This window comes from Pseudobutyrivibrio sp., assembly GCF_017471675.1.
In the GTDB taxonomy this organism is placed as follows: Bacteria; Bacillota; Clostridia; order Lachnospirales; family Lachnospiraceae; genus Pseudobutyrivibrio.
Map to the genome: position 1 here is coordinate 26,768 of NZ_JAFUSK010000014.1, position 16,011 is coordinate 42,778.

The window sequence follows — 16,011 nt, forward strand, 5'->3', positions numbered from 1 at the left end:
CATATCCGAAATAAAAGAACTTACAGCCAAGCGTAGACCTCTACCTGGCAGTGAGCATAAATAAATTTCAAAGGGGGTTAACATGACTACATTTCTACCATTTTTTGTTGTAATCATGCTACTTGTTGTTGGATTGGGGTATTTCAATGAGAGAGTGACCAAAATCACCGAAGAAATTGCACTGATGCTGTACGCAATCATCATTGGCACAGTGCTTCTTTTGGTTAGCCACTTCATTAAGAATGAAGATGTCCAGCTTATTCTTCATGATATCCAGTTATTCGATTTGGAAGATTACCTGATGGATTGTGTTCTGTGCTTTATGCTTTTTGCAGGCAGCTGTCACATGAAAATCAGAGATTTTAAAAGAATGGCGAGACAGATTAGTGTGCTTTCATTCTTATGTACATTTTTAGGAGCATTAATATATGGCTTTGCGTTCTATGGCTTTGCTATGCTTTTGAGGCTTAATGTATCACTTCCAGTGTGCCTTATGTTTGGAAGTATCGTAGCGCCTACTGATCCAATCGCAGCCACAAGTATCCTCAACAAATTCGGTTTACCAAAGGATATCAGCTTCCTTATTGAAAGTGAGTCACTTCTAAACGATGGTGTAGGTGTTGCACTTTTTGTATGTTTTTCAGGGATTGTTAAGGCATCAAAGGGTGAAAATGCTGTCATGATAATGCTTAGGGAAGTCCTTGGTGCAGCAGCAATAGGTTTTGTAGTCTCATTTATATGCATCTATGTTTTTGCTAGAACATTAGATTACAACAGGCAAATTTTTGCCAGCCTTCTAGCAGTATCAACGGCTTATTTGCTTTGTGAGAAATTTGACTGCTCAGGTGCAATTGCATCTGTTGTTTGCGGCGTTATGTTCTCTTCTATCAAAAGATATGAAAAAGGCAAGGGACATTTTGAGGCCATGCAGCATTTTGATACCTTCTGGGACATATTGGATAACCTACTAAATTCAGTGTTATATGTAATGCTTGGATTGTCATTTGTTCCAATTATTCAGATGCCACATGTAAGAGGATTGGTTCTAATCGCAATTCTTTGCAACTGGATAGGTCGCGCAGGCTCAGTAGCTCTTTCAACCCCAGCAATGGGCGGCATTCCAGATGGATATAATTGGAAGAAATTCACAGCACTTCTTACCTGGGGAGGCCTTAGAGGTGGACTTTGTATAGCACTTGCCATGAGTACGCAGCCTATGCTAGATAGTAACACCTATAGGCTTATCCTTGGTGGAACCTATGCTATAGTGTTCTTCACAACTGTTGTGCAGGGACTTACCATGAAAAAAGTATATTCATGGATTTCAAGGAAATAAATTTATACGTGACATTATAAAAGCTCACCACCGGGTAAATAAGCCTGGTAGTGAGCTTTAATTGTAGGTATGTTAGTTTAATATTGCAATCATTACATTTAAGTACGCAGCAAAGGTGGTCCACAGTAAATATGGAACAAACATCAAAGTTGCTTTTGTACAAACTCTCGAAGACTTAACAACCAAAGCAATTATCATTACCCACATAATCATTAGCCAAACAAATGAGAAAATATAAAACTTGCCAAGGAAGAAGAATAATGACCAGCCAAAATTGAAGCCTAGCTGGATAAAATAAATGATTAGGGCAGTTCTTCTATCATTAAATTGCTGCTCGGTATCTGTGTCTGCAACAAGTAAGAAGTAACTACCAAGACCCATTAGAACATAAAGTACGGTCCATGCTGTTGGAAAAAGCCATGCAGGCGGAGCCAAAGGTGGCTTAACCAAATCACCATATTCTATCATTGCATCTCCAGTAAGAAATGCAGATAATAAGCCAACAATAATAGGCAGCCCTATCATAATCACAAGTTTCGCGATTTTTGGTTTATTAGTCAAACTTTCATCCATAATGAAATTCTCCTATTAATCAAGCTATTTATAACTACAACATTAATTTAATCAGACTGTGTAAATGGCATGTATCAGTTTGATTTAGAAGGATTATAATTGTGGTAAATAAATGTTATCTATTAAATTTTATTCTTGAAAACACTTTGTCTTTGATAATATCTACTTCCTCGATTTTCATAGCCATTAGTATCAGTCCATATCCTCCAATTCCGATAATGGCTGATAATAGAAAGGTTAGAAGATTGCTGGTAACAAAATGTTTTACCACAAAAACAGCGGCAATAACAAAAGCTACGCTAGGAATCTGTTTTAACAAAACTGGTAAATGAACTGAAAACTTATAATCAGGAATATGCTTTTTTAGCATCTGGGAGTTGATTAAAAAGTTTACAGTCAAGCTGATTGAGCTGGCGATTGATATACCAAGTATTCCAATAAAATGGGACAGAATAATACTGAATATTATATTGGCACCAACAGCAAAAAAGCCTGTAATCATAGGACCTTTTGTATTCTTAAACGAATATAGTCCGCGAAGTATGATGTCTCTTACACCTGAACTAGTGAAACCTATGGCGTATCCAATAAGTGCTGCACTTGTCATGGCAACAGAATTTGCATTGAACTCTCCTCTGGCGTACGCAATCGTAACAATTTCTTTAGAGCACATGCAGGTAACTATAGTAATAGGAAGCATAATGCAAATCATTGTGTTGATGGCTTTACGCATGGTATCAATTAGCTTCTCGAAATTACCCTCGGTAGTATAGGTTGAAAAGTTAACGTACAAAACATCTACAACGTTATTGACGAGAATTACACAGACAAAATCCTCTAAAACAACAGCATTATTAAGAGCTGATGCATTTCCAGCACCAAGTCCTGTAGAAAGAGAGTTATCCACAATCTTATTTACCTGTGATACAGAATTTCCTATAAATAAAGGAAGGGCTGTAAGCAGTACTGTACGAATCTCAGGAACATCCTTAAACTTTACAAATCCAAATTTAAAATACTGACGACCTCTAATTAATAGAAGCGAACCGAAAATAATATAACTAATGTATTGAGCAACAACAAGTGAGGATACGGCAAGTACATTGTATAGAATTACACAACATAAAATAGTAGTAATGCTGGTGATTGCAGATTCTGTACGACTTACAACAAAATCCTTGTTGGCATCCATCATAGAAGTCCATACTAAGGTGACTACCGCAAACAGGAAGAATGGATAACATATTTTCAGGTATGATTGCAGAATCAGTGAACGCTCAGGAGAATATGATGGAGCAAGGATTCCAGCAATCTGTGGAGTAAGCATATAAGCTAGCAGCAATACCACAAGTACAATAGGTACTAATAATTCAAGGCAAGCGCTTAGAAGCTTACTGGCTTCATCACGCCCTTTCTGTACAAGACAATGAGTATAGATACTTACAAGTGATATGGTAATAGCTCTAATAAATGCTGATGAAAGAGAGCCTACAAAATTAAAAGCAACATAATATATATCCGTTTCAAAGGTGGTTCCAAAATAGTACGCAACAACGGCCTGCTTTACGAAACCAAGTGCTTTAAAACATAGTGTAAGTATAGTGATGACCAGGGTTGTACCCACGATTCCCTTTGTTTGTTTTGACATAATTTCCTTTCAGCCATAAATGGCACTTCATAATAAACATATCGATTATAAGCTATGTTTTAACAAATGTAAAATAATGTGATATACTGTTAGGGATTGAGTTTAATGGAGGAAACAGATATGATTCCAGTAATGAATGTACAAAGACAATATGCTTCTCTTCAGGAGGAGTTAGATACAGCAGCCCTTGAGGTTTTGCACTCAGGTGGCTACATCTTAGGACCAAAGGTCGCTGATTTCGAGCAGCAGTTTGCTGATTTCTGTGGCGCTAAATATGCAGTTGGTGTAGGTAACGGAACAGACGCTCTTGTTATTTCACTTCTTGCAGCAGGCATTGGCGCAGGTGATGAGGTAATCACTACAGCTATGACATTTGTATCAACAGCAGAGGCTATCGCTCAGGTTGGTGCAACACCAGTATTTGTTGATATTGATTCAGATACATACACAATGGATCCTAGCAAGCTTGAAGCAGCATTTACATCAAAGACAAAAGCAGTCATCCCTGTTCACATCTACGGACAGGCAGCAGATATGGATGAAATTGTTCGCATCGCCCATGCACATAACGCACTTGTTATTGAAGACTGTGCTCAAGCAGCAGGTGCTAAATATAAGGGACGTCGCACATGCTCACTTGGTGACATGGCATGCGTTAGCTTCTTCCCTACTAAGAACCTTGGTGCAGCAGGAGATGCAGGTATCATCGTTACAGATGACGAAGCTCTTTACAAGGGCTGCATGGCTTACCGTGTTCACGGTTCAGGTCTTAATGGTGCATATACATACGCTAGATTAAACGGACAGGACTTTGATGAGTCTAAAGTTGATTTCCATGGAAATTTACCTAAATATTACAATTATCTTGTAGGCTTCAATTCACGCTTGGACGCACTCCAGGCAGCAATGCTTTCAGTTAAGCTTCCACATCTCGATGATTGGAATGAGCGCCGCAGAAAGATTGCAGCTATATATAATGAAAAGATTACAAATCCACTTTTCACAAAACCAGTAGTTGGAGAACACAATGAACACATCTTCTATGTTTATCCAATGAAGGTAACAAATCGCAGTGCTTTCAGAGCATACATGGAAGAGAAGGGAATCGCTACAGGTGTTTACTTCCCAGTTCCAATGCACGAGCAGGAATGCTTTAAGGGGCTTGGTTACAAGCACGGTGATTTCCCGGTTGCAGAAGATTTGGCAGAGCACGGAGTAACAATTCCAATGTTCCCAGAACTTACATCAGAAGAAATTGAAGCAGTTATTAATGCAGTTAATGAATTCAAAGGTTAATATAAAATAAAGAGGAGAAAAGCAATGAATTGTGATTTATTCAAAGATAAAACACTTATGATTACAGGTGGTACAGGCTCATTCGGTAGTACTGTACTTAAGCATTTCTTAGATTCAGATTTAAAGGAAATCCGTATTTTTTCTCGTGATGAGAAGAAGCAGGATGATATGAGACATCAGCTTCAGGCTGAGCACCCAGACCTTGCAGGTAAGGTTAAGTTTTACATTGGCGATGTTCGTAACATGCGCTCAGTACAGGATGCTATGCCAGGTGTTGATTTCATTTTCCATGCAGCAGCACTTAAGCAGGTGCCATCATGCGAGTTCTTCCCTATGGAAGCTGTTCGCACTAATGTAGAGGGCACTGACAATGTGCTTCATGCAGCAGTAGAGGCAGGGGTTCAGCGTGTTGTTTGCCTTTCAACAGATAAGGCAGCTTACCCAATCAATGCTATGGGTATCAGCAAGGCTATGATGGAAAAGGTAATCGGTGCAAACGCACGTGTTGCAGCAGGTAAGACTACAATCTGTACTACACGTTACGGCAATGTAATGTGCTCACGTGGTTCAGTTATTCCTCTTTTCATTGACCAGATTAAGGCAGGTAACCCAATCACAATCACAGACCCAAGCATGACACGTTTTCTTATGAATCTTGACGAGGCAGTTGCTCTTGTTATGTTTGCGTTCGAGCATGGCGAGCCAGGTGACTTATTTGTTCAGAAGTCTGACGCTTCTACAATTGGTGACCTTGCAAAGGCTGTTCAGCAGCTCTTTGGCGACACAGGTACCAAGATTATCGGTACACGTCACGGTGAGAAATTATTCGAAACTCTTATGACTAACGAAGAGTGCGTTCGTTCAGTAGATATGGGTAACTACTACCGCGTTCTTCCTGATGGACGTGACCTTAACTACGATAAGTTCTTCGTAGACGGCCAGGTTCATACTATGGCTGCAGATGCTTACACATCACACAACACAAAGCGCCATGATGTAGCTGGCACTGTTGATAAGATTATGACTACTGATTATGTTAGAGACATGCTTGCTTCAATGGAGAAATAATAGTTAATGAAGATATTAGTTACCGGTGCAGCCGGATTTGTTGGTAAAAATTTAGTAGAGACTCTTAAGTGCGCAGCAGATGGCAGAGATAAGTTCCACGGCCTAGATGAGGATATCGTAATCTATGAATATGACAGAGATTCTTCATTAGAAGAGCTTGATAAATATTGTAGCGATTGCGATTTCGTATTTAACTTAGCAGGCGTTAACCGTCCTAAGGACACATCCGAATTCATGGAAGGCAATTTTGGCTTCGCCAGCACTCTGTTAGATACATTAAAGAAGCATGGCAACACTTGCCCTGTGATGCTTTCATCATCTATTCAGGCTACACTTTTAGGTAGATATGCAGGCAGCGATTATGGTAAGAGTAAGCTTGCAGGGGAGGAGCTTTTCTTCAAGTATGAGCAGGAGACTGGTGCCAAGGTACTTGTTTACCGCTTCCCTAATCTTTTTGGAAAATGGTGCAGACCAAATTACAATTCAGCTGTTGCTACATTTTGTAATAATAAAGCTAACGGCCTTGAAATCACCGTCAACGACCCTAGCACAGAGCTTACTCTGGTATACATAGATGATTTGGTTAACGAAATGGTAGATGCCCTTCGCGGCAATGAACATCGTTGCGATTATGACGATGATGGTCAGGTGGTAGCTGATACTGCAGGCAGATATTGCTACGTACCAGTTTCACACAATGTCACCTTAGGTGAGATAGTAGAGCTACTGGATAGCTTTGTTGCCCAGCCTACTACACTAATGATGCCAGCCATCCCAAATGGCAGCTTTGCCAAGAAGCTTTATAGCACATATCTTAGCTACCTTCCAAAGGATAAGGCATGCTTTGATTTAAAGATGAACGTAGATAACCGTGGCTCTTTTACAGAGCTTCTTAAAACTGCTAACCACGGCCAGTTCTCAGTAAATATCAGCAAGCCAGGCATCACCAAGGGTCAGCACTGGCACCATACTAAATGGGAATTCTTTATCGTTGTATCAGGCCACGGCTTAATCCAGCAACGCCGTGTAGGTGTAGATGAAAATGGCAATCCTTACCCAATGATAGAATTTGAGGTAAGCGGCGAAAAAATCCAGGCCGTCCACATGCTGCCAGGCTACACCCACAACATCATCAATCTATCTGACAACCAGGACCTCGTAACCCTCATGTGGGCCAACGAGTTACTGGAGCAGGACAGACCAGACACATATTTCGAAAAAGTATAAAAGGCTTCCCCTTGAGGGGAAGCTGTCAGCGAAGCTGACTGATGAGGTGTATTTATGTTTAAAAATAACGGAAAACTTAAGCTTTTAATTATCGTAGGCACTCGCCCTGAGATTATTCGTCTAGCCGCAGTCATTAAGAAGTGTCGCAAGTACTTCGACTGCGTCTTAGCACACACAGGTCAGAACTACGACTATAATCTTAATGGCGTATTCTTCAAGGACCTTCAGCTGGACGACCCAGACGTATACATGGATGCTGTTGGCGATAACCTGGGCCAGACAGTAGGAAATATTATAGCTAGATCTTACGAACTTATGGTAGAAATTAATCCAGACGCACTTCTTATACTTGGAGATACTAACTCTTGCCTTTCAGCTATTGCAGCAAAGAGATTGCATATTCCAATCTTCCATATGGAGGCTGGAAATAGATGTAAGGATGAGTGCCTTCCAGAGGAGACAAATCGCCGTATTGTAGATATTATTTCAGATGTAAATATGGCTTATTCAGAGCATGCAAGAAGATATCTTGCAGAGTGCGGTCTTCCAAAGGAGCGTACTTATGTAACAGGCTCTCCTATGGCAGAGGTATTGCATGAGAATCTTGAGGCTATCGAGGCATCAGATGTTCTTGAAAAGCTTGGACTTGAGCCAAAGAAGTATATCCTTCTTTCAGCTCACCGTGAGGAAAATATTGATACAGAAAAGAATTTTACATCTCTTTTCACAGCTATCAATAAGCTGGCTGAAAAGTACGATATGCCAATTCTTTATAGCTGTCATCCACGTAGCCGTAAGCGTTTAGAGGCTACAGGCTTCAAGCTTGACCCACGTGTTAGAATGCATGAGCCACTTGGCTTCCATGATTATAATCATTTGCAGATGAATGCATTTGCAGTAGTTTCAGATTCAGGCACATTGCCAGAGGAATCAAGCTTTTTTACAAGTATTGGACATCCATTCCCTGCAGTATGTATCCGTACATCTACAGAGCGTCCAGAGGCTCTTGATAAGGCTTGCTTCGTGCTTGCAGGTATTGATGAGCATTCACTTCTTCAGGCTGTCACAACAGCTATAGATATGAACGAGGAGGGAGATTATGGCATCCCAGTACCTGATTACATCGAAGAGAATGTTTCTACAAAGGTTGTAAAGATTATCCAGAGCTATACAGGTGTAGTAAATAAGATGGTGTGGAGAAAGTAAAATTGTTTGCCCAGAACTGCCCATTGCCGAAGGCAATTTTTATGGCAGTTATTCATTGTTTTATTACCATATAGGAGGACCCCTTATGCCAAATAACAAAAGAGAAAAATGGCACAACGCAGTTCTTAGAATGCCAGTGTTTTTGGAAAAGATTGCAGCAGTATTGCTTCTAGTTGGAGTAATATATGGTATATTCAATCTAATCCTAACAGTAATTAATTTTGGTGGTAGTAGCTTTGATGTTTACATTGAAAACCTCATGAGCACTGCATTTTCGGTAATCATTGTTATTGAGTTTATCAGAATGCTTATCAGACATTCCATGAATACAGTTGTGGAGGTACTGATTTTTGCTATTGCCAGAGGTCTTGTCGCAGGTCATGAAAAACCACTTAATGCTTTGATTAGCATTATTGCAATTGCTATACTTCTTGCCTGCCGAAAGTTCTTGTTCCACGATTTTGATTTTGAAGAAGAGATTTAGTAAATGATAATTGTAGTCGCATATACGGCTACAATTATTTTATGAAAGGAATAGTTATGAAGGTTCTACACATTTTAAGTTCGCAAATATTTTCAGGAGCTGAGAATGTTGTATGTCAAATTATAAATATGTTCAAGGATGACAGTGATGTTGAGATGGCATATTGCAGTCCTGATGGTACAGTTCGCAAAGCGTTAGAAGAGCGCGACATCAATTTCTATCCAATAGAAAAAATGAACACTTCCGAGCTAAAACGTGTAATTGTCGCATATCAGCCTGACGTAATCCACGCACATGACATGCGTGCAGGATTTCTTGCGGCTAGGGCATGTGGTACAATACCACTTACTTCACACATTCATAATAATGCGTTTAATAGTAGGGGAGTTTCTCTTAAGTCTATTGCGTATTTTTACGCAGCATTGAAGGCAAAAAGTATTATTTGGGTTTCAAATAGTTCATTCAGTGGATATGCTTTCCATGGGCCACTCAAGAAAAAAAGTGTGATTTTATATAATGCTATAGATGTAAATGAATTACAGACGAGAATGGCTTATGATATAAATAGCTATGATTATGACATGGTGTATGTTGGTAGAATGGTTTACCAGAAAAATCTTCATAGATTGTTAAAGATTACTAGAATTATTGCAAATAAATATCCTAACATTAAAGTGGCTATTGCTGGAACAGGTGAGGATGAGCAAGAGCTAAAACAACTTTGTTCGGATTTAGGGTTGGATGCCAACGTTAGCTTTTTAGGCTATCAAAGTAATCCAGTAAAATTATTACATGATTCGAAAATGATGGTTCTTACTTCAAGATGGGAAGGAACGCCTATGGTCGCATTGGAATCCATGGCACTTGGTACACCAATTATCAGTACGCCATCAGACGGTATGATAGATTTAATTACTGATGGATATAATGGATACCTTTCTGATGATGATAATGATTTTGCAGAAAAGATTATAAAGGTATTGTCTGACGATAAATTATATGAGACTCTTAGAGAGAATCAATTAAAGCGCTCAGCAGAGGTTAATGATATAAATAAATATAAAACAGTACTAACCAGAATTTATAAAGAATAGGAGATAATAGTATATGAAAGAAAAAATCAAATGGTTTGTGATTCTTCACATAATTATTTTAGTGTATTCTCTAAATAGCATCTGTTCCAAGACAGCAGCCCAGTACGAATTTTTAAGCCCTAAGTGGATTTTCTTCTACGCAATCGTTGTTTGTATCTTGGGATTCTACGCTATCGCATGGCAGCAGGTACTTAAGCATCTTCCTTTAATCACCACCTATGCTAACAAAGCAGTGACAACGCTTTGGGGGCTTGTTTGGGGATTTGTTATTTTTCATGAAGGCATTACTATTCAAAAGGTTATCGGAGCAGCTGTTGTAATCCTTGGAGTTTACCTAGTTGTTAGTGGTGACGAAGCAGGAAGTGCCGCAAAAGAAGATTCAAAGGAGGACGGAAATAATGCTTAAATATGCTTTAATAATGCTTACGGGTACATTTATTGCATCCGTCTCACAGATTGTTTTAAAGAAGGCAGCGGAGAAGGAATATCCTAACAAACTTGCGGAATATCTTAATCCAATGGTAATGGGAGCTTACGTTGTATTCTTTGCTGCATCACTTTGTTCAGTAATCGGCTACAAGGAGGTTCCACTTTCACTTGGACCTATTCTTGAGGCTACAGGATATATCTGGGTTGCAATCTTAGGTAGAATCTTCTTAAAAGAAAGTATTAGTAAGAAAAAGGCTTTAGGACTGGTTGTAATCATTATAGGTATTATCATTGCAAGTGCAGGTGTGTAGATAGGAAAATATTTTAAAATATTACAATAATTCACACATTTTTCGTAAATACATGATATTATAACTCTCGACTCAACAATTATGATATTTATAAGGAGTTATGAGAGTATGAAAGTTTTCAAAAAAATTGCTAGTATAGTAATAGCTTTTGCCTTCGTGGTGACAGCTTTCGCAGGTGCCCCAGCAATTACTGCTGAGGCGGCTGGAAGTGTTGCTATCGGAGGCGTTCTTATTTCAGATGGAAATGTAGTAGTTTCATCTAAGGGAACAGCTTCATCAGATGATGGTCTCTATCATCTAATTGCATCAGATGTTAATCAAGCAGCGCCAGTTGGAGTAGATGTGGCACAAAGCCCAGTATCAGCTGCAGCTTCTTTTGCCGCACCACTTGGATATAATACAGAAGCATCTTTATTATTCAAAAAATTCACTGTTTGTGTAGTAAGTGGTGGAGCCCTTAAGCCTGTTTCAAACAGCATGTTTATCACAAACCCAGAGGCGCTAGGAAGCACTAAGATTGCCAGAACAGAAAATGGCAAGAAGGGTTTGTTAGCAGATGCCAGCTCATCTAACATGGGTATGCGTACATTAGCACAGCTTGGTGCAAAGCAGGCAACTGTTACAATCGAGCTTAGCCGTATATCCAATGGTCGTGGAACTCCATACGTATACAATGGTAAATCCTATAATTTCAATACAGCATTTATTTCTGCTTATGATAATTTAATAGGTAGATTATCTGCACAGGGCGTTCAGGTTTCTATGATTATCGTATGTGACCAGGCAGCTCCAGGCTTTTTCATGAGCCCTTACGCTGCTGATGGAATTGGACAGCACACATATTATGGCCTTAATGCAACCACTACAGAAGGTGCAGAGACACTTGCAGCAGCAGCTTCTTTCCTTGCTAATCGCTATAGTGGATTCAGCTTGTTTGGAATGACAGCGAAGGTGGATAACTTTATTATTGGAAACGAGGTAAATGCCTGGAGACAGTGGAACTACATGAATTGTGGTAACAACCTTGCAGTATACACTCAGGAATATGCTAACGCATTCCGTCTTTGCTACAATGCGATTAAGTCAGTAAATGCCAATGCAAATGTTTACACATGTATCGACCACAGCTGGAATGCAAGCGCAAGCGGCCTTCACAGCTCACGTTCATTCTTAACACAGTTTAACAATTGCATTGCAAGCCAGGGTAATATTGATTGGAGACTTGCTTTCCATGCATACAATTATCCACTTACAAATAACATGGCATGGGCACCAACAGACAAGATTCAGCGCAATCAGAATACCAAATATATCTCAGTTTATAATATTGATGTGCTTACTGATTTCTTAAGTCAGCCAGCATTCCTATCACCTAGCGGTGCTGTCAGAACAGTTAAGCTTTCTGAGCAGGGTTACACATCATCAGCCGGTCAGGAGGCACAGGCTGTGTCTATCGTATATGCGATAATGGTTGCCAACAATAACAGCCACATCGATGGAATCATCCTTGCCCGTGAAAAGGATGATCCACATATCGAAATGCCACAGGGTCTTGCAAACGGCCTTCTTGATTATAGTAATCATGCAAAGGTTTCTTATGAAATGTATAAGAATGCTGAAAGCCCAGACACAATTGCCAAGGCAAGCGGCATGGCAGGTGTTGATTTGAACACACTTTTAGCACCAAGATAAAATGTGCTAAATTTGCAGCAAATATGGATTTTACATAAGCTAGATGATTAAGAAATTCCTACTTTTAAGATAAGATATGGTATAATACAAGCGTCGAGGTTGATTTAATTCAGCTTCGGCGCTTATTATATAGTTGAGGAGAGACCAATAGGTCTATAGAAAAATGGCAAAAAAGATTTCGATTGTAGTTTCAGTATATAATGAGGAGCTTGGACTTAAGCAGTTTTATGAACACACCAGCCCTATCCTATCAGAGGCATGCGCTAAGAGCGGCTGGGATTATGAGCTGATTTTTGTTAACGATGGCAGTAGGGATTCCAGCTTAGAGATTCTTAAGGAATTTGCAGCAGCAGATGACCATGTGGTAGTGGTTAACTTTGCAGCTAACAGAGGCCATGAGGCAGCGATGATAGCTGGCATTGATGTATCTACAGGCGATGGCGTTGTTTGCATGGATGCAGATTTGCAGCATCCACCAGAAGCAATTCCTGGCATCATTGCTAAATTTGATGAAGGCTATGATGTAATATCTATGGTTCGCACCGCCAGAGAGGATGCAGGCTTATTTAAAAAGATTACATCTGCAGCCTTTTACAGGGTTATGAATAAAATGTCCAAGGCAAATTTTGAAAACAATTCATCAGATTTCTTTGGAATTTCCCGCAGGGTAGCCCTTGTACTTAAGAAGGATTATCGCGAGCGCGTTAGATTTCTCCGTGGCTATGTGCAAAACGTAGGCTTCAAGAAGACTACACTTGAGTTCAAGGCCAGCGCACGTGTGGCAGGAGAAAGCAACTATAATCTTAAGGCGCTTGTTAAGCTTTCACTTAACGCCATCTGTAATTTTTCAGATGCACCTCTTAAGATGGGAATCTATGCAGGTATGACATCCTTGGCATTTGCCTTTATATTGATTGTTTATTCTATCATTCAGTTTTTCCTGGGCAATGCACCATCAGGCTACTCAACAGTGGTAGTTCTTATTTGTTTTATGTTTGGGGTGTTGTTTATCATCCTTGGATTTATATCAGAATATTTGGCGATTATTTTTGCAGAAGTGAAAAATCGCCCAATATATATAGTTGATAGCATTATCACTAAAAATGGGGAAGAGAGGAACGAGTAATGAAAAGTATTGCTATTATGGGGGCTAGCGGCCACTGCAAGGTTGTTGCAGAAATCGCACTTGAAAATGGATATGACAATATCGTATTTGTGGATTTGAATCCTACTATCGATATGTTGGGGGAGTATCCTGTCGCTGATGAGGACACGGATTTAGAGAATTTTATTAATGAAAAGTACGATTTTATTGTTGGAATTGGTGATGCTAAGATTCGCCGTAAGGTTCAGGAAAAGCTTATTAACAAGGGTGCCAATGTGGTAACACTTATCCATCCTAGTGCTGTCATTGCATACGATGCCAAGATTGGCACAGGTACAGTGGTGATGGCTGGCGCTGTTGTTAATCCAGGCACCACAGTAGGTGATGGTGTTATTATAAACACCGGCGCATCTGTGGATCATGATAATATGATTGGCGATTACGCTCACATTTCTGTTGGGGCTCACACCGCAGGCACAGTTGCCATTGGTGACAACACCTGGCTTGGAATTGGAGCGGTAGTCAGCAATAATCTTTCAATCTGCTCTAACTGTGTGATTGGTGCAGGAGCAGTAGTTGTTAAAAATATCATCAAGGAAGGAACTTACGTGGGAGTTCCCGCTAAAAAGATTGACTAATGGATTCTAAGGCTAGAACTAATAACATAGATATCATTAAGGGCATTGCAATAATATTGATGGTTTACGGGCACACTTTTGGTGTAGCCCGTGATTTCATCTATTTATTCCACATGCCCGTTTTTATTTTTGTAAGTGGATATTGCTTTAATAAGGCACATGGGGCTAGCTTGCAGCAGGCAGAAGGATATTTCTTTTCAAGGGTACGCAGGCTGCTGATTCCTTATATGGGATTTAATATCGTATATGCGATACTTAACAATGTGTTTATTAGTCTAAACTTCTACACTGATAACGGAGCCTTTAAGCAGGATGTGGTCTTTATCCAAAAGGCTGCCCAGACACTGATGCATCGAAAGGGTGTTAGGGAGCTTGTGGTAGATGTGTACAATGTGCTTACATTAAAGGAGATTCCGCAGATGGGAAGCGCAAGCTGGTTTTTAATTGTGCTGTTTTTGGTTTGCGTTATTCATTGCTTTGTGGAGTATGGGATTAAGGATTTTGGCTCCAAAGTTAGAGTAGCGGTGCTTTGTGTATTGCTTGCCATTAATTTGCTGGTTGCCTTTGCCATTTCAAATGGATTTGCCAGTGAAGCTCCTATTGCTGATAGACATTTGCAGGTGTTTGGGGTGTATAGCTGTTATTTGATGGGAGTGCTTACAAGGTCATTTGTTGATACTGGAACGATAGGTAAGCTGTTAGCTAAGAAGTGGATAGTGATATGTGCAGGACCTGTATCATTTGTTATATTATTGGCACTTTTGCCATTTGGTACACTGGAGCTTTCCAAATCTCAGATTGTAAATCCTGTGTTTTTAGTAGCTACCACCTTCCTAGGCATGGTCATGCTGGCTTCTGTGGCGGCTGATTTGGAAAATAATTTTCTAGGAAGATGGCTTACATTCATTGGCAAGCACACAATGTCTATACTGTTTTTGCACATCCTGGCTTTCAAGCTGGTTTCTGTAGGCTATTGCCTGGCTGTTGGCAAGCCGATGTATATGGTAGCATCCTGGCCGGTAATATTTGATGCCCCAGAATATGTGTTGATTATTTACACTATTGTTGGTGTGGCATTGCCGTTGCTTGCGGATGCGGTGATTGATTGCTTGAAAGCAATTTATAAAAGACAAATTATTACAGATAGTAATAGTGGAGACTAAGAAGAAATTTGTATAGAATTTACATGAATTCAATTTATATTGTATTTACAATATGGTAAAATGTATACACTAATCCAAAATGACATAAGCATATTAATGGTTCATTTGAAAGGAGAGTATACTATGTACGAACAGATTAAATTACCTTACGCTACAGACGCTCTTGAGCCTTATATCGATAAGGAAACAGTTGAGACACATCATGGTAAACACCACGCTACATATACAAAGAATTTTAATGACTTGGCAGAAAAAGCCGGCATGGCAAATCTATCTGCTGAGGAGTTACTAGCAAGCCTTGATAAGGTTAGCGATGAGACTTTAAGAAAAGGACTTCGCAATCAGGGTGGTGGTTACTATAATCACAATCTTTATTTTGAAATGTTTTCACCTAATGCTGCTAAAGAGCCAACAGGTGCTTTAGCTACAGCAATAGCAGATACTTTTGGTAGCCTTGATGCCCTAAAGGAGCAGATGTCTACAGCTGCCGCAGGCCAGTTTGGCTCAGGCTGGGCATGGCTTTCAACAGACAAGTCAGGCAAGCTTGCCGTATCTACATCACTTAATCAGGACAATCCAATATCAGAGGGCAAGGGCATGATTCCTATTATTGCTCTGGATGTGTGGGAGCATGCATATTATTTAAAATACAAGAATTTAAGACCAGATTATATCAAAGCATTCTGGGAAATCTTGGATTGGAGTAAGGTTTCTGCCAGATATGAGCAAATCTGTTGCTAA

At 39.8% G+C, this 16,011-nt stretch carries 16 protein-coding genes; 14 read left to right on the plus strand and 2 right to left on the minus strand.

The genetic code is table 11. The features are described 5' to 3' along the window. Positions 1–82: 82 nt before the first annotated feature. Entirely contained in the window at positions 83–1,336 is a 1,254-nt protein-coding gene (locus tag IJ535_RS02305; protein WP_294298290.1) for a cation:proton antiporter, read from the plus strand. A gap of 72 nt (positions 1,337–1,408) precedes the next feature. Here IJ535_RS02305 and IJ535_RS02310 read toward each other — a convergent pair whose 3' ends face one another. Together IJ535_RS02310 and murJ are read right to left on the minus strand one after the other, a co-directional pair. Further along, on the minus strand, positions 1,409–1,909 hold the full coding sequence (locus tag IJ535_RS02310) for a TspO/MBR family protein (protein ID WP_294298293.1): 501 nt from the start codon (positions 1,907–1,909) through the stop codon (positions 1,409–1,411). Positions 1,910–2,024: 115 nt separating this feature from the next. Then, entirely contained in the window at positions 2,025–3,557 is a 1,533-nt protein-coding gene (murJ, locus tag IJ535_RS02315; RefSeq protein WP_294298296.1) for a murein biosynthesis integral membrane protein MurJ, read from the minus strand. A gap of 120 nt (positions 3,558–3,677) precedes the next feature. On the opposite strand from murJ, the gene IJ535_RS02320 reads away from it, so the two are divergent. From IJ535_RS02320 to IJ535_RS02380, 13 genes are all read left to right on the plus strand, one after another. After that, positions 3,678–4,853, plus strand: a complete 1,176-nt coding sequence (locus IJ535_RS02320) for a DegT/DnrJ/EryC1/StrS family aminotransferase (RefSeq protein WP_294298298.1) — start codon at positions 3,678–3,680, stop codon at positions 4,851–4,853. Between the two features lie 24 nt (positions 4,854–4,877). After that, the gene (locus tag IJ535_RS02325) at positions 4,878–5,921 is read left to right on the plus strand and encodes a polysaccharide biosynthesis protein (protein ID WP_294298302.1); all 1,044 of its coding nucleotides are present in this window, start codon (positions 4,878–4,880) and stop codon (positions 5,919–5,921) included. Between the two features lie 6 nt (positions 5,922–5,927). Further along, complete coding sequence (locus IJ535_RS02330; protein ID WP_294298304.1) at positions 5,928–7,148, plus strand: polysaccharide biosynthesis C-terminal domain-containing protein; 1,221 nt, start codon at positions 5,928–5,930, stop codon at positions 7,146–7,148. 54 nt (positions 7,149–7,202) lie between these two features. Next, complete coding sequence (gene wecB / locus IJ535_RS02335) at positions 7,203–8,354, plus strand: non-hydrolyzing UDP-N-acetylglucosamine 2-epimerase (RefSeq protein WP_294289918.1); 1,152 nt, start codon at positions 7,203–7,205, stop codon at positions 8,352–8,354. 85 nt (positions 8,355–8,439) lie between these two features. Beyond that, positions 8,440–8,838, plus strand: coding sequence for a hypothetical protein (locus IJ535_RS02340; RefSeq protein ID WP_294298307.1), 399 nt, complete (start codon positions 8,440–8,442; stop codon positions 8,836–8,838). A 41-nt stretch (positions 8,839–8,879) separates the two neighbouring features. Then, complete coding sequence (locus tag IJ535_RS02345) at positions 8,880–9,932, plus strand: glycosyltransferase (protein WP_294298308.1); 1,053 nt, start codon at positions 8,880–8,882, stop codon at positions 9,930–9,932. A 13-nt stretch (positions 9,933–9,945) separates the two neighbouring features. Then, positions 9,946–10,338: a transporter gene (locus IJ535_RS02350; RefSeq protein WP_294298313.1), complete on the plus strand. Its 393-nt coding sequence runs from the start codon at positions 9,946–9,948 to the stop codon at positions 10,336–10,338. Further along, positions 10,331–10,672 carry an EamA family transporter gene (locus IJ535_RS02355; RefSeq protein WP_294298316.1) on the plus strand — a complete coding sequence of 114 codons (342 nt, stop codon included), beginning with the start codon at positions 10,331–10,333 and terminating at the stop codon, positions 10,670–10,672. Before IJ535_RS02350 ends, IJ535_RS02355 begins: the two co-directional genes overlap by 8 nt. 108 nt (positions 10,673–10,780) lie before the next feature. After that, complete coding sequence (locus tag IJ535_RS02360; protein WP_294298319.1) at positions 10,781–12,364, plus strand: DUF5722 domain-containing protein; 1,584 nt, start codon at positions 10,781–10,783, stop codon at positions 12,362–12,364. Positions 12,365–12,527: 163 nt separating this feature from the next. After that, complete coding sequence (locus IJ535_RS02365; protein WP_294298321.1) at positions 12,528–13,490, plus strand: glycosyltransferase family 2 protein; 963 nt, start codon at positions 12,528–12,530, stop codon at positions 13,488–13,490. Further along, positions 13,490–14,107 (plus strand): acetyltransferase, encoded by a 618-nt coding sequence (locus tag IJ535_RS02370; protein ID WP_294298324.1) that lies wholly within the window; start codon positions 13,490–13,492, stop codon positions 14,105–14,107. The genes IJ535_RS02365 and IJ535_RS02370 overlap by 1 nt, the downstream gene beginning before the upstream one ends. Then, positions 14,107–15,270 carry an acyltransferase family protein gene (locus tag IJ535_RS02375; RefSeq protein ID WP_294298327.1) on the plus strand — a complete coding sequence of 388 codons (1,164 nt, stop codon included), beginning with the start codon at positions 14,107–14,109 and terminating at the stop codon, positions 15,268–15,270. Before IJ535_RS02370 ends, IJ535_RS02375 begins: the two co-directional genes overlap by 1 nt. A 123-nt stretch (positions 15,271–15,393) precedes the next feature. After that, a complete protein-coding gene (locus tag IJ535_RS02380) occupies positions 15,394–16,011 on the plus strand; it encodes a superoxide dismutase (RefSeq protein WP_294298332.1) in 618 nt (205 codons plus the stop codon).

Bases quoted from the DNA above. Each gene is read 5' to 3' on its own strand.
- IJ535_RS02320 (WP_294298298.1), top strand. From the start codon at position 3,678: ATGATTCCAGTAATGAATGTACAAAGACAATATGCTTCTCTTCAGGAG.
- IJ535_RS02325 (WP_294298302.1), top strand. From the start codon at position 4,878: ATGAATTGTGATTTATTCAAAGATAAAACACTTATGATTACAGGTGGT.
- IJ535_RS02305 (WP_294298290.1), top strand. From the start codon at position 83: ATGACTACATTTCTACCATTTTTTGTTGTAATCATGCTACTTGTTGTT.
- IJ535_RS02360 (WP_294298319.1), top strand. From the start codon at position 10,781: ATGAAAGTTTTCAAAAAAATTGCTAGTATAGTAATAGCTTTTGCCTTC.
- IJ535_RS02340 (WP_294298307.1), top strand. From the start codon at position 8,440: ATGCCAAATAACAAAAGAGAAAAATGGCACAACGCAGTTCTTAGAATG.
- IJ535_RS02365 (WP_294298321.1), top strand. From the start codon at position 12,528: ATGGCAAAAAAGATTTCGATTGTAGTTTCAGTATATAATGAGGAGCTT.
- IJ535_RS02370 (WP_294298324.1), top strand. From the start codon at position 13,490: ATGAAAAGTATTGCTATTATGGGGGCTAGCGGCCACTGCAAGGTTGTT.
- wecB (WP_294289918.1), top strand. From the start codon at position 7,203: ATGTTTAAAAATAACGGAAAACTTAAGCTTTTAATTATCGTAGGCACT.
- IJ535_RS02345 (WP_294298308.1), top strand. From the start codon at position 8,880: ATGAAAGGAATAGTTATGAAGGTTCTACACATTTTAAGTTCGCAAATA.
- IJ535_RS02355 (WP_294298316.1), top strand. From the start codon at position 10,331: ATGCTTAAATATGCTTTAATAATGCTTACGGGTACATTTATTGCATCC.
- murJ (WP_294298296.1), bottom strand. From the start codon at position 3,557: ATGTCAAAACAAACAAAGGGAATCGTGGGTACAACCCTGGTCATCACT.
- IJ535_RS02330 (WP_294298304.1), top strand. From the start codon at position 5,928: ATGAAGATATTAGTTACCGGTGCAGCCGGATTTGTTGGTAAAAATTTA.
- IJ535_RS02375 (WP_294298327.1), top strand. From the start codon at position 14,107: ATGGATTCTAAGGCTAGAACTAATAACATAGATATCATTAAGGGCATT.
- IJ535_RS02380 (WP_294298332.1), top strand. From the start codon at position 15,394: ATGTACGAACAGATTAAATTACCTTACGCTACAGACGCTCTTGAGCCT.
- IJ535_RS02310 (WP_294298293.1), bottom strand. From the start codon at position 1,909: ATGGATGAAAGTTTGACTAATAAACCAAAAATCGCGAAACTTGTGATT.
- IJ535_RS02350 (WP_294298313.1), top strand. From the start codon at position 9,946: ATGAAAGAAAAAATCAAATGGTTTGTGATTCTTCACATAATTATTTTA.